Origin of the sequence: Sphingobium amiense (genome assembly GCF_003967075.1) — a bacterium.
Taxonomy (GTDB): domain Bacteria; phylum Pseudomonadota; class Alphaproteobacteria; order Sphingomonadales; family Sphingomonadaceae; genus Sphingobium; species Sphingobium amiense.
In genome coordinates, this window is sequence record NZ_AP018664.1 from 320099 (window position 1) to 333788 (window position 13690).

Here is a 13690-nt window from a genome sequence, read left to right on the forward strand (position 1 = left end):
GCGTGATGCTTCCCACCCGTGCGGTCCTTCCGTCCTCGACGGGCCTTGCGCTCATCCTGCTGGCGTTGACGCCTGGTTCCGGCCATGCGCAGGGGGATGCGGGGCTCGCGGTCGGGATGCCGTCCGGCTTTGCGGATCTGGCGCGGGCGCAGCAGATCGTCGTCGATCTCTATTTCGGCGGAGAATCCATCGGACAGGCGCAAGTGGAGGTGGAAGGCGGCACCGTGCGCCTGAACGATCCCGCCACCGCCGTGGGCCTCATCCCCCATGTCGCCGATGTAGCGGCGGTTACGGCGGCGCTGAGCGGTCCGCTCGACGCCCATGCCGATCTCGTCTGTTCGCAGGGCAGCAATCCGGACGATTGCGGGCGTCTTGCACCGCCCGTTGCGGGCGTTATTTTCGATCGGGACCGCTTTCGCCTGACGCTGTTCGTGTCGCCGCGCTATCTGGCCGTCCGGTCTGCGATGCAGGACGTCTATCTGCCCATGCCCGACGCCGGATTGTCGCTGGTGGACTGGGTGGCCGGGACCGTGGCGGGATCGTCGGGAGGCAGGACCGAATTTGCGATCCAGAATCGCGCGGTGCTGGGCGACCGGGATGCCCGCCTCGTCAGCACCACTTCCTATTCATCGACCCTCGGGCTGAAGGGCGACGTTCTCGCGGTGCAGGTCGACAAGCCCGGCATACGCTACACCGCAGGCGCCTTCTGGGCGCCCGGCCTCGATCTCGCCGGGCGGCGGCGCATATTGGGCGCGGGCGTGGAAACGCAGTTCGACACCCGCGCCGACAAGGATGTCATCAGCGGAACGCCGCTCATCGTGTCGCTGGCCCAGCGCTCGCGAGTCGATATGCTGGTCGACGGCCGGCTGGTGGGATCGCGCGTCTACGATGCGGGCAACCAGAGCATCGACACATCGGCGCTGCCCGATGGCAGTTACGAAGTGAAACTGCTCATACAGGAAATCGGTGGCGTCCAACGCGAAGAGCGGAGGTTTTTCGCCAAGAATGCGCGGATCGCGCCCGCAGGCGAATGGCTGTGGTTTGCGCGGGGAGGGGTGCTGGTGCAGGATCGCCCCGGCGCATTCCTGTCGGCGACGCGCAAGCTCTACGCCGAAGCGGGCGCGTCGCGCCGCCTTGGCCGTCACTTCGCGCTCGACACGAGCTGGGTCGCGTCGGGCGACCGCCTGATTGCCGAGGCGGGCGCCTATCTGCTGACCGCCCCCGCGCAGTTCCGCCTTGCGGTTCTGGGGTCCAGCAAAATGGACAGCGGCATTCTGTTTCAGGCGAACAGCACCGGCGTATCGCGGCTGAACTTCAACATCGACGCCCGCCGCGTGCACACGCATGACGACAGCCCGCTGATCGCGTCGAGCGATCTGACCGGGCCGGCGGCGAGCCGCCCCGGCTTCCCCGCCGCGCGTCCGTGGGGCGGCAGCTTCACGCAGGTGATGGGCGATATCAGCTATCGCCTGAAGCATGCGCAGATCAACCTGTCGGCCTTCTACCGGCGCGACCATCTGCAGGATCATTATGCGGTGGGGCCGACCGCGCGCTGGTCGGTGCTGCGGCGCGGAGGCATCGACCTTACGCTGGAAGGCAATCTGTCGCAGTCCAGCATCGGACGTTCGGCCTATGCGGGGATACGCCTGCAGATTCTGGGCCCGCGCCATTCCTTGTCCACGACAGCGGGCGTCCAGTCCCTGCCGTCCGCGCCGGGCCGCCGGAACAGCGGCATCGTCGGCGGCGTGCAGGGAAGCTGGCAGAATGACGATGTCCGGGGCGGCAGCCTGATGCTGACCGGCAGCGTGGATCATCTTCCGGACGACGATGTCGCCCATGCCCGCGCCGACTGGCGTGGGCCGATCGGTGCCTTCGGCGCCGACGTCGTTCAGCAACTGGACGGCGCGGGCCGCACCCAGTTCAGCCTGACGGGCCAGACGTCTCTCATCGCGAGCCGTGGCATGGCGGCGCTGGGCGGTCGCGACCAGAGCGACAGCATGATCGCCATTCGCCTGAAGGACGCGCCGCCGGACGCCGTTTTCGAAGTGCTGGTGAACGAAACGCCGCGCGCCCGGTTGCGGGGAGGCGAAACCCAACTGGTTGCCGTCCCCTCCTACCGCCAATATGGCGTCCGTATCCGCCCGGTCGGCGGAAGCCTCGCGCATTTCGATACGGCGACACGCCGCATCAGCGTTTTCCCCGGCAATGTCGCGACGCTGGCATGGTCGGCAAAGAGCGTCGTGGCGATGTTCGGCCGCATGCTGTGGCCAAACGGAGCGCCGGTGGCGGAAGCCGACATCGTGACCCGCGACGCCATCGCCCGGACCGATGCGCAGGGCTATTTCCAGATCGAAACCAGCCGCGACGCCGATCTTGGCGTTCGCGCACCCGATGGCCGCAATTGTCAGGTGTCGATTAACGCGCCTGAAAGCACGGCGGCCTATATTCCGCTGGGGACGGTCCTGTGCAGGCCATATACCCCGCTCGGCCCGCCCTGGCGCATCGCTGCCAACGAAGGAAGACCATGACCGACATCCGCGCCCTGCTCCCGCGCATCCTCCTCGCTGCCCTCGCCCTGACGGCTTCGCCGGGCGCACGCGCCAATCTGGTGCTGAGTCAGGTCATCCTCGACCTCGTTCCCGGCACGCCGCAGGCGCAGGACATCGAAGTGTGGAACAACAGCAAGGAGCGCAGCTATGTCGTCGCCGAACCCGTCGAGGTGAAGGCGCCCGGCACGCCCGAGGAACAGCGCGTGACTCAGCCCGATCCGGGCATCCTGGGTCTGCTCGTCACGCCCCAGCGCATGATTCTGGAACCCGGCCAGCGGCGTCTGGTCCGGGTGGCGGCGGTCGCGCCGCGCGGCGCGCGCGACCGGATCTACCGTGTCGCGATCAAGCCGGTTGCGGGCGAGGTGACGGCGGGCAACAGCGCGCTCAAGCTGATGGTGGGCTATGACGTGCTCGTCATCTATCGTCCCGAACAGCTCGACGGGTCCGTGTCGGCGCAGCGGTCCGGGGGCAGCATCACGTTCCGCAACAGCGGCAACACCAATGTCGAAATGTTCGAGGGCAAACAGTGCGACGCCGCGGGCAGGGCGTGCCGGACCCTGCCGTCCAACCGGCTGTATCCCGGCGCGACATGGCAGGTCGCCGTCGATCCCGCCAATCCGGTCGAATATCGCGTGGCGACCGCCGGTCAGTCCGTGGTCAGCAAATTCTGACGACGGGTGGCAGCTTCAGCTTTGGTTTGCGACCCTTGCAATTTCATCCAGCCGCTGAGCGAGGGTGAGGGGGTCGAACGGCTTGAGGATCACATCGGCCGCGCCCGCTGCCTTATACTCCTCGATGTCCGCCAGTCGCGCCCGCGCGGTCAGGAAGACGAAGGGCACGGTGGCGAAGTCCGGCAGCGCCTGCAGCGCCTTCATCAGCTTGGGGCCGCTGATGCCCGGCATCATGACGTCCAGCATGGCGATGTCGGGCCGCCAGTCGTCCGATCCCGCCGCCGATAGCGCTTCCTCACCCCTGTCGAAGGCGCGGAGTTCCACCGAAGGGTCAAGCGACAGCGCCAGCGTGACGATATGGCGGATGTCGTCGTCATCGTCGACATAGAGAACAGACAGGCGATGGGACGTCGTCATGCTGGTGCCTCCCCTTGGTCCGATAGCTTCGCGGCGATCACGCGCCGCACCGTTGCTTTGAGATCGGGCAGCGATGTGCGTGACTTGGTGAGCACCGCGCTGACCTGCTCCTGAAGGCGGGGGTCGATGTCATGCGCAGAATAGATGATCGTCGGGATGGCGACGCCCTCCTCATCGAAGAGGTGAGGGAGCAGGTCGAGGCCATATCCTTCCTCCAGATGCATATCGAGGATGGCGAGGTGCGGGGTTTCCACCCCAAGCAAAGCGCGCGCTTCGTCAAGCGTTCGGGCCTTGAGCATATAGGCCTGCCCCTCCAGCGCCGACGCGGTGATTTCCAGCGTGTCCTGATCGTCGTCCAGATGCAGCACGACCGGCCTTTCGCCGTTCGGTTGCCGGAAGGCGGCGGAGATGGCTGTTTTGAGACGCAATACGTCCACCGGCTTGTCGATCCAGTCGACAAGATCGAGCGGTAGCGGCGCATCGGCGTCGGGCGGCGAGGCGATCATCAATATGGACAGCGATTCCGGCCCTTCGTGCCGCCGCACCTCCCGCGCGAAGTCGAAAGCATCCGCGTCGTCCAGCGCCATGTCGAGCAGCAGCAGGCTGTAACTGTTGGCGGATATTTCCGCGCGCGCGGCAGCGGCATTGGTCACGATCCGGGCGAAATAGCCTTCTTCGGCGAGATGGGACTGAAGCGTTTTGGCAACCGCCGCATTGCTCTCGCAGATCAGGATGGAAGCGCCGCCGTCCTCGTCCCTGCCGGATGCCGTCGCCGTGGACCCCAATATCGTCGGCAGCGACAGGGCGAACCGCGTGCCGCCCTGCGGACGGTCCTCGAACCATAGTTCGCCGCCATGCTGGGTCATGATTTCCCGCGCGATCGCCAGCCCCAGACCCGTTCCGGGCGCGGCCTCTCCATTGCCCGCGCGCTCAAACCGGCCGAAGATGCGGGCGCGGAACTCGGGCGGTATGCCCGGACCGTCATCGTCCACGTAAACGATGGCCCGCCGCCTGTCGCCGCTGGGCATCAGGCCGACCGTCACCTTGCCTTCTGCGGGCGAAATCTTGATCGCATTCGAAAGAAGATTGGTGAGCACCTGCTGCAAGCGCTCCGCGTCACCCTGCACCATGACCGGGTCGTCTCCGGCAGAGGTTTGCACCGCCACGTTCGCGGAGCGGGCGAGACCCTCGAAATCCTCGCAGGCATGCAGGATGACGTCGCGCAGGTCGGTGGCGGTCAGGGCCATCCGCAGCTTGCCCGCTTCGATCCGGTCGATGTCGAGCATGTCGTTGATGAGGCGGATGAGCCGCTGCGCGTTATTTTCCGCAATCGCGACGAGACCGGTCGACTGGGGCGTCAGATCGGCGGTGTCGCGCTTCAGCAGCGCAAGTGCGCCGACGATGGAGGTCAGCGGCGTGCGCAGTTCATGGCTGACGGTGGAAATGAGGTTGTCTTTGAGCTGCTCGATGCGCTTGCGCTCGGCGATATCCCGGAACGAGGCGACGATATGCTCGCCATCCGACAGCGCCATCACCCCCAGCGCGATGTCGACGGGCAGTTTCCGGCCGCTCTTGTGGCGCACGAGGCAGTCGGTCCAGAAATGGGTCCGCAAGGTGCCGTCGGCCAGCCCGATGCGTTCGAGAAAGGTGCCGACGCCCGAAGCAATGTCGGAGATGAGGTCGAAGTCCCGCCGCGCCAGCTCATTCGGCTGGTAGCCCAGCATCCGGCTGGCCGCGAGGTTGATGGTTTCGATGCTGCCGCTGGGATTGATGATGATGATCGGATCAATGGTGCTGTTGAGGATCGTTTCGTTGCGCTGCGCCGCTTCGTAAGCGCTCAGCTCCAGCTCATATCGGCTGGCGCGGTTGCGCCACACGGCGACCAGCGCCGTCACCAGCGACAGCGTGCTGAAGCCGAGAAACAGCCACCACAGACGCTGAAGAGTCTCCGTGCGTTCGCGATAGGCGTTGAGACGGGTTCTGCCGATCTGCTGTTCCTGCGCGATGATCCTGTTGAGCTGGGCCTGAAGGCGGGACATCAGACGCTTGCCTTCGCCGTCCGACACCCGCTTCTGCGCGGCGGCGGCGCCCTGCGTGTCGTAGATGCGGAACACCGCGTCCATTTCGGCGATCTTGGCATTGGCGAGCGCGCGCAGGCTGAGGAAGCTCCCGCGATGCGCGGCCTGACTGCGGAAGTGGATGTCCGCCGCGGCGAAGGATGCCCCGATTTCCGAACGCCATTCCCGGTAGCGCGCCCGGAATTCCGGATCGTGGGTGATGACATAGCCGCGCTGGCTGCTTTCGGCCGCCCTCAATTCCGACAGCGTGTCAATGAGGGTGATGCGCCGTTCGAACGACCGGTCGGCCTCTTCGCGAAGGTCGTTCCACCGCTGATATTCGGTGCCGAGCCAGAACAGCGATGCGGCAAGGACGAGGGGGAAGAGAAGGGCGAGAGCAATGAAGAGGAAGGGACGGGGAGCCTGTGGTGCTTTGGTCATCTGGCTTTTTCCCCCGACACTTCACCCAGTAACGGCTGGATGGCGAGCAGCGCCTGGGCGCGGTTGTTGACCTGAAGTTTGCGGAAGATCGCCGTGAGATGCGCCTTGATCGTGGCTTCGGACACGTCGAGGTCGGCGGCGATCTGCTTGTTCAGCCGCCCGTCGGACAGGGCGATGAGGACGCGCAACTGCGCGCCGGAAAGGCTGGCGATCTGCTCGCGCAGTCCGGCGGAGCCGTTCGCGGCCGCGATGTCGGGAAAGCAGCGTTTTCCATTGACCAGATCGCGGATGTCGCGGGCCAGTTCGTCGAACGGCGTGGACTTGTACAGGAAACCCGCCGCGCCGAGCGCCATCGCGCCTTCCACCAGCACGACGGTTTCGTGCGCCGAAATGACCGCGATCGGGATGCGGCTCGCGATATGCTGGATCTGAAGGAAGCCGGAAAAGCCCCGTGCATCGGGCAGAACGAAGTCGAGCAGGATCAGGCGATAGCGGCCATATCGCTCCAGCGCGGCCAGGCTTTCCCCCACGGTGCCCGCCGTGTCGATCGCCACCCCCGGAACGGCCGCTCGAGCAGCGAGCGCCAACCCTTCGCGAAGGAGCGGATGGTCGTCCGCAATCAATATGCGGCCGCCCGGTGAAGTGTCCACCATCCCCTACCCTGTCTTTGTCCATCCTGTTAGAATGGACGCAGCCCCCACTGCTCGACGAGGACCATAAAAAATTTATGCCGCGAATGCAAAGGCCTTTGGCCGGCATGACCTTCGGAAACCTTTTGACATATTCGCATGTCGGACAGGCGCTGGAGAAGGCGGGGTGGGCGCTTTGCGGGCAGGAACCGCCCCTGCATGACGAGATCTGCCTGCTGATCGTCGAAAATATCGGGGATCATGCCGGCGATCCGCTCCGTCATATCGTGGGAATTGCCGTGCCCGGAGGGGAGGGTGATTCTGGCGCGGATTTCTCGTTCGATCCGCAGGGCGGCGTCGCAGCGCTGGCGCTATTATTCGAGTCCTGGCTGCCGCCCGATACCGAACCGCTCGACCGGCTGCTGGCCATGTTCGGAGAAGCCGAGTTCCTGCCGCTGGTGAAAGGGCTGCAAAGGGAACTGGCCGCCGCGTGCGACGGCGATCATCTGGGGTGCATCAGCCCGCACCGGCTGGCCGGGCTGTCGGGCACGCTGGGCTTTGCCGTTCTGAGCAGAAGCTGGAGCGCGGTCGATGCGGGGGAAGGGGATTTCGCCGTGGCGCGGCAGGAAAGCCGCAAGGCGGCGGTGGCGATCACCCGATGGCTGGATGGGCGGGGATGATCTGAGACCGGACCGCCTTAAAGCGACAGCGATGTAGACAGGTACGCGGGGATCTGCCGCGATTCAGCCCGCGTTGAAATCCGACAGCCGTTCCGGCGAAATGGTGTTGCTCATCAGGACGACGGGGTCTTCGTCGCTTACCGCGATGTAGGCGTGCGGGGTCATGCTGTCGAACTGGATGCTGTCGCCTTCGTTGAGGCGAAGGGGTTTGTAGAGCTTGCTGTGCAGTTCCAGCGCGCCCGAGATGATGAGCAGAAATTCTTCACCCGGATGGGACGAGAATTCGCCATATTCCTCAATCGACCGGCACTTGACCGTCATTTTCCAGTAGACGCTGCGTTTGTTGAGCAGGTCATCGCTGAGCGTTTCCATGTCCCAGCGCGGATGCCGGGAGATGTGGCCTTCGCCCGCGCGGGTGATCGCCCGGCCTCCGCCCAGGCCCGGTTCCTCAATAGGGCCGATGAGGCTGCTGATCGGGACGGACAGCGCGATCGAGATTTGCAGGACGGTCTTGAAGTTGGGCGAAACCTTGCCGTTTTCGAGCTTGGACAGGGTCGAAATGGGCAGCGATGTCATTTCGCTCAAATCGGCCAGACGCAGATTGCGGGACTTGCGAAAGTCCCGCAGGCGCTTGCCCAGTGCCACATCCGGATTTTGACCAAAGGCCTTGCCAGCCATCCTATTTCACCGCTTCCAACATTGCCGGGCGAGTTCCGGCCGCATCATCGGCAAGCCCTGTCCCGTCCGGTTTCCAAACATAAGCCATCGGGAACCCGCTCATGCATTTTCGGCGAAAGGTCAATATGCTGCTGCGCGCGGCGCTGCCGGTCGTGCGCTGTCAGACCAGTTCGAAGAAGCGTTCAAGCTCCCGATCTGTCACCATGGCCTGAAACTGCTCATATTGCGTGCGGCGGCTGTCGGCATAGGCTTCGACGAAGGCGTCGCCGAAATAATGGCGGGCCATTTCGGAGCCTCTGAATCGGGTGATCGCGGCGTCGAAACTGGCGGGGAGACGCTGCGATTCCAGTATCTCCATCTCATAGGCATTGCCTTCGCAGGGCGCCGACGGTTCGATCCGGTGCTCGACGCCGTGCAGGCCCGCGGTGATGACGCCGGCCAGCGACAGATAGGGATTGGCGTCGGCGCCCGGCAGGCGGCACTCGATCCGGCTGCTGCCGGGCGATCCGGGGATGGCGCGAATGGCGCAGGTTCGGTTCTCTATGCCCCAAGCGGTTGAAATTGGGGCAAAAATACCTGGGACCAGACGCTTGTAGGAATTGATGTTGGGCGCGAGCAGCAGCAGGAAGTCGCCGAGCAGCGCCTGCATCCCGCCGATGAAATGGCGCATGGTTTCGCTCATGCCATCCGGACGGGACGGGTCGTGAAACACGGGTTCGCCCGCCAGCGTCTGAAGCGAGGCGTGGATGTGGCCGCTCTGCCCGTCGGCATTGTTGGACCAGCGCGCCATGAAGGTCGCGAGCTTCCCGTTCCGCTGCGCGACGACCTTCGCGAAAGTGCGGAACAGCGCCGTGGCGTCGGGCACGCTCGCGTCGGTGCCGTAGCGGATCGCGAGTTCCATGAAGCCTTCGCCCATTTCCTCATGAAGGCTGTCGACCGGGATGCGCAACGCGGCGCACATGTCCATCAACTGATTATAGAGGCTGGACTGCGTTTCCTGCCGGACCAGCGAATAATAGGTGCGGTTGGGGGTCGAGGGCTGAAGATTATGATAGCCCTTGGCGATGATCGACTGGGGCGTCTCGTCGAACATGGTGAATTCCAGTTCGGACGACGCGCAGGGTCGGAAGCCCAGCCGCTCCGCATGCCGCTGCATCCGGTGGAACATGTTGCGGGGGCAGTAGTCGGCGAAATCCTCCGCAAATTCGGCGAGGATGAGCAGATTGCGCCGGGGTTCGGCCCACGGGATGAACCGCGCGGTTTCGGGCACCAGCCTGACGGGACGGTCGGGATAGCCTGAACTGCTGTCCGCCAGAACCGGGACGGCGAGAATGGCGTCGGTGGGATCGAGGACGAGGGAGATGGCCGGAAAGCTCATCGCTTCCAGAGCGCTTTCGAGCTTCGCGCGCGACACATATTTGCCGCGAATGGTCCCCTGATAGTCCGCAAAGGCGATAGTGGCGAATTCCAGATCACTTTCGGAAATAAACGCCCGCAGCTCTGTGAGCGTCGGGTTTTGCGGAAGGTTCGCCAAAAGATCCTCCATTATAGCGCGCTCCTGTCGCGGACGAGGAGCCGCCGCCGGAGTCGCGTCAAATTAGCATGTATCCGTCGACCCGCACGAGCCGTCGCGGATCGTCCTCCTCTTGAGAGATATTTTCGAATCTGTCAAATATTCTTGAAATCAGAAAATGACATGGCTTATGAGGAGCGCCATGGAGGACTCGATGGCATCCTATGACTATGTGATTGTGGGCGGGGGATCGGCGGGAGCGGTGGCCGCTGCCCGCCTGTCCGAAAATCCCGATTGCAGCGTCCTGCTGATCGAGGCAGGCGGCGGGGGCACCGCGCCTTTCATCCAGATCCCGAACGGCATCTACTTCGTGAAGGGCAGTCCGCGCTATCACTGGATCATGGATGTCGAGCCGGACCCGACCCGCAACGGACGGCAGGAAACGCTGACCTGCGGTCGCGGGCTGGGCGGCGGCAGTTCGATCAACGGCATGGTGTTCGTCAAGGGACTGCCGGTCGACTATGAGCGGTGGAGCCGGGCCGCCGGTCCGCAATGGGGCGTCGATCCGGTCAACGCGGCCTTTCATCGCGTGGACAGGACGCTGCCGGTCGCTCCGCCCGCGAACATGCATCCTGTCGCGCAGAAGTTTCTCGACAGCGCCATGGGCTATGGCCTGCGCCTCAACAGCACCGAACTGCCGCAGGTAGGGAACGGCGTCATGCCGTGCCCGAGTTCCGCGGCGGACGGCTATCGCCAGAGCACCGAGCGGGCCTATCTGCGCCCCGCGCGCGGGCGTCCCAACCTGACGGTCGTCACGCGCGCGACCGCCACGCGCCTCGTCGTGGAGCGGGGACGGGTGCGAGGAGTGACCTATCTGCGTTCCGGCAGGCTGGAGACCGTCCATGCGCATGAAGAGGTGATCCTTTCCGCCGGCGGGATCAATTCGCCCCGGCTGCTGATGCTGTCGGGCATCGGCCCTGCGGATCATCTGAAATCGCTGGGGATCGAGCCGACGCTGGATCTGCCGGAAGTGGGCGCGGGCCTGCAGGACCATCCGTGCATGTGGATCAGCGTCAATGTCGATGAAAAGACGTGGAACGACACGCTGGGCATCGGCGGCATGGTGAAGGCGGGTGCTCAGTGGATGCTCAACCGCACCGGCCCTGCCGCGTCCGCCATGTGCCATGTCACGCTTTACGGTTCGACGCAGGGCGCCGATGGCGTGCCCGACTATCAGATGAGCTTCATGCCCGCCGGTTATGTGGTGCTGGACAGGGGTGTCGAATTTCTTCCTTCGTCTTCCGCCACCGTCGCTGTCAGCCTGTGCCGCCCTACAGGGCGCGGCGCGGTCAGGCTGCGCTCGGCCGATTTCAGGGATGCGCCGGAAATCTCCTACCGGCTGCTCGACACGGCGGAGGATGTCAGCACGCTCACCAAAGCCTGCCGCATCGGGCGCGAGATATTCGCCACCGATCCGATCCGCCGCCACATATTGAACGAAGCCCAGCCCGGATCGCAGGTCGAGAGCGATGCCGACTGGGAGGCCACCCTGCGCGCCAAGGCGGTGAACATGTGTCACCCGGTGGGCAGTTGCCGGATGGGGCTGGATGACCGGGCGGTCGTCGGTCCCGATCTGCGCCTGCGCGGACTGGACGGCATCAGGGTGGCGGACGCATCCATCATGCCGACCATCACCAGCGGCAACACCAACGCGCCCTCGATCATGATCGGCGAGCGCGTGGCCGAATTCATCCGGGGCGAGCGATCCTACGGCGCGCCCGATCTGGCGGAGATGGCGGCATGAGCGGGCCTGCGGACAAGAAACTGCTGATCGTCAAGACGGGCACGCTGCGGGAGCGGGCGGCGGAGCTTGTCGACAGGTTCGGGGATCAGGAGGCGATTTTCCTCGCCGCCACCGGCCACGATGCGGCGATGACCGAGGTGGTCGAGGTTTACACCGGCGCGCCGATCCCGTTGCCGCCGTCGAGCTATGCGGGCGTCATCGTCACCGGCGCGGGCGCGATGGTGACCGACCGCGAACCGTGGATGGAGCAGACCGCAAGCTGGCTGCGCGAGGCGGTCGCGCAGGAGGTGCCGACGCTGGGTGTCTGCTTCGGCCATCAGTTGCTGTCGCATGCGCTGGGCGGCGAAGTGGGCGTGAACCCGCGCGGGATGGAGGCGGGGACGGTCGATGTCGCCTTCAACGACGATGCCGCCGACGACCGCCTGTTCGCCGATCTTCCGGAGCATGCGGGCTTTGGCGCGCATCATTATCAGACGGTCCTGAAGCGCCCGGACGGCGCGCAGGTGCTTGCGTCCAACGATGTGGATGCGCATCAGGCACTGCGTTTCGGGCCTGTCGCCTGGGGGGTGCAGTTCCACCCCGAGTTCGACCGGTCGTTCACGCAGGCGCTCGTCGATGTCGCGGCGGAAGGGATCGTCAAGGCGGGCGTCGATGTCGACGCGATCAGGGCCGGGATCGAGGATATGCCGCACGGCCCCGAGCTGCTGAGGCGCTTCATCGCCATCGTCGAGGATCGGGCCTGACCTGCTGCTCTGTGCGCATATGGTTGCCCCGCACGGGCGATTGATTTTCCAATAAGAAAATATTATTCATTTAAGAAAAATTACGCCCTTGCATGGAGTCGCTGGATGACCCAGATTTCCCCGAACATGTTCCGTGTCATTTCGCCCGTCGACGGGTCGGAATATGCCGTTCGCCAATATGCGGATGCCGAGACGCTCGACCGCACCATCGCCAACGCCCAGAAGGCTCTGATCCAGTGGCGCAGAACGCCGCTAGCGGAGCGGGTCGCCATCGTCCTGCGCTTCGGCGAAGAAATGAAGGCGCGCGCACCGGCCCTCGCCGAGGCGATCGCCCATCAGATCGGGCGGCCGCTGTGGCAGTGCGACGAGACGCCCCGGCTCGTGCAGATCGGCGAAGTGCTGAGCGGACTGGCCGACGATGTGTTCCAGCCCGTCGCCTATCCGAGCGACGGTCAGGTCACGCGCTACACGCGCGCGACGACCGGGGGCATCCATTTTTCGATCTGCGCGTGGAACTATCCCACCGCGATGATCGGCTATCTGGTGACGGCGCCGCTGATCGCGGGCAATGTCGTCATCCTGAAGCACAGTCCGCAGACGCCGGTCACGGCGGAAATCGCCGACGAGGCGTTTCGCGCCGCCGGTGGGCCTGCGGGCGTGTTGCAGGTCGTCCACATGGACCACGCGTCCGCCGAGCGCCTGATCGGCAGCGGTATCTTCAAGAAGGTGAATTTCATCGGGTCCGTGGGTGGCGGGCGCAAGGTTCATGCGGCGACTGCGGGCACCTTTACCGAAGTCGATCTGGAGCTGGGCGGCAAAGACCCGGCCTATGTGCGCACCGACGCCGATTTCGACCATGCGATCCCGCTGCTGGTCGAAGGGTGTTTTTCCAACTCCGGCCAGTCATGCTGCTCGGTCGAGCGCATCTATGTGGACCGGGCGATCCGCGACCGGTTCGTCGATGCGTTCGTCGCGGAGGCGGAGAAATGGACGATCGGGCACCCGCTGGACGGCAGGCCGATGGTCGGATCGGTGGTGGGGGCGCATGCCGCGGGCTTCATCCGCGGCCATTGCGACGAGGCGGAACGGTCCGGAGCGAAGCGGATCGCGCCCTATGCCGCCGCCGCCGCCGCGCTCGGCGAAGCCTATGTCGCGCCGCAGATCCTGCTGGACGTGGACCATTCGATGCCGGTCATGCGGGAAGAACTGTTCGGTCCTGTCGCGTGCATCCAGTCGGTGTCGGGAGACGATGAAGCGCTCGCGCTCATGAACGATACCGAGTTCGGCCTGACCGCGAGCGTATGGACGCAGGATATCGAGCGCGGCGCGGAGCTGCTGGACGAGGTCGATGTCGGCGCGGCCTTCATCAACCGCTGCGACCATGCCGACGCCTATCTGCCCTGGGGCGGGATCAAGATTTCCGGCATGGGGCGGATGAACGGCCGGGCGGGCCTGCTTTCCGCCACCGAAACGAAGTCCTATCACGTCCGGCACGTCGCCAACTGACG

At 65.0% G+C, this 13690-nt stretch carries 11 protein-coding genes; 6 read left to right on the forward strand and 5 right to left on the reverse strand.

What is annotated here, in order from left to right; genetic code table 11:
* The first annotated feature begins 5 nt into the window (after positions 1-5).
* Positions 6-2528, forward strand: coding sequence for a TcfC E-set like domain-containing protein (locus SAMIE_RS01505; RefSeq protein ID WP_066700842.1), 2523 nt, complete (start codon positions 6-8; stop codon positions 2526-2528).
* Complete coding sequence (locus tag SAMIE_RS01510; protein ID WP_066700841.1) at positions 2525-3220, forward strand: fimbrial biogenesis chaperone; 696 nt, start codon at positions 2525-2527, stop codon at positions 3218-3220. Before SAMIE_RS01505 ends, SAMIE_RS01510 begins: the two co-directional genes overlap by 4 nt.
* 15 nt (positions 3221-3235) lie before the next feature.
* Here the strand turns inward: SAMIE_RS01510 and SAMIE_RS01515 are convergent, their stop codons facing one another.
* The 3 genes from SAMIE_RS01515 to SAMIE_RS01525 are packed head-to-tail and all read right to left on the reverse strand — an operon-like array spanning position 3236 to position 6788.
* Positions 3236-3637: a response regulator gene (locus SAMIE_RS01515; RefSeq protein ID WP_066700840.1), complete on the reverse strand. Its 402-nt coding sequence runs from the start codon at positions 3635-3637 to the stop codon at positions 3236-3238.
* Positions 3634-6135, reverse strand: a complete 2502-nt coding sequence (locus SAMIE_RS01520; RefSeq protein WP_066700839.1) for a hybrid sensor histidine kinase/response regulator — start codon at positions 6133-6135, stop codon at positions 3634-3636. Before SAMIE_RS01520 ends, SAMIE_RS01515 begins: the two co-directional genes overlap by 4 nt.
* Positions 6132-6788 (reverse strand): response regulator transcription factor, encoded by a 657-nt coding sequence (locus tag SAMIE_RS01525; protein WP_066700838.1) that lies wholly within the window; start codon positions 6786-6788, stop codon positions 6132-6134. The genes SAMIE_RS01520 and SAMIE_RS01525 overlap by 4 nt, the downstream gene beginning before the upstream one ends.
* A 104-nt stretch (positions 6789-6892) precedes the next feature.
* Between SAMIE_RS01525 and SAMIE_RS01530 the strand changes: the two genes are divergently transcribed.
* On the forward strand, positions 6893-7444 hold the full coding sequence (locus SAMIE_RS01530) for a hypothetical protein (protein ID WP_126516702.1): 552 nt from the start codon (positions 6893-6895) through the stop codon (positions 7442-7444).
* 63 nt (positions 7445-7507) lie between these two features.
* Here the strand turns inward: SAMIE_RS01530 and SAMIE_RS01535 are convergent, their stop codons facing one another.
* Together SAMIE_RS01535 and SAMIE_RS01540 are read right to left on the reverse strand one after the other, a co-directional pair.
* The gene (locus SAMIE_RS01535) at positions 7508-8089 is read right to left on the reverse strand and encodes a helix-turn-helix domain-containing protein (protein ID WP_162849017.1); all 582 of its coding nucleotides are present in this window, start codon (positions 8087-8089) and stop codon (positions 7508-7510) included.
* A gap of 193 nt (positions 8090-8282) precedes the next feature.
* Positions 8283-9668 (reverse strand): glutamine synthetase family protein, encoded by a 1386-nt coding sequence (locus tag SAMIE_RS01540; RefSeq protein WP_066700835.1) that lies wholly within the window; start codon positions 9666-9668, stop codon positions 8283-8285.
* A 181-nt stretch (positions 9669-9849) separates the two neighbouring features.
* Here SAMIE_RS01540 and SAMIE_RS01545 point away from each other — a divergent pair, with 181 nt between their 5' ends.
* From SAMIE_RS01545 to SAMIE_RS01555, 3 genes are all read left to right on the forward strand, one after another.
* Positions 9850-11439 carry a GMC family oxidoreductase gene (locus SAMIE_RS01545; protein ID WP_066700834.1) on the forward strand — a complete coding sequence of 530 codons (1590 nt, stop codon included), beginning with the start codon at positions 9850-9852 and terminating at the stop codon, positions 11437-11439.
* Positions 11436-12182: a glutamine amidotransferase gene (locus SAMIE_RS01550; protein ID WP_066700833.1), complete on the forward strand. Its 747-nt coding sequence runs from the start codon at positions 11436-11438 to the stop codon at positions 12180-12182. The genes SAMIE_RS01545 and SAMIE_RS01550 overlap by 4 nt, the downstream gene beginning before the upstream one ends.
* 105 nt (positions 12183-12287) lie before the next feature.
* On the forward strand, positions 12288-13688 hold the full coding sequence (locus SAMIE_RS01555; protein ID WP_066700832.1) for an aldehyde dehydrogenase family protein: 1401 nt from the start codon (positions 12288-12290) through the stop codon (positions 13686-13688).
* Positions 13689-13690: the final 2 nt, after the last annotated feature.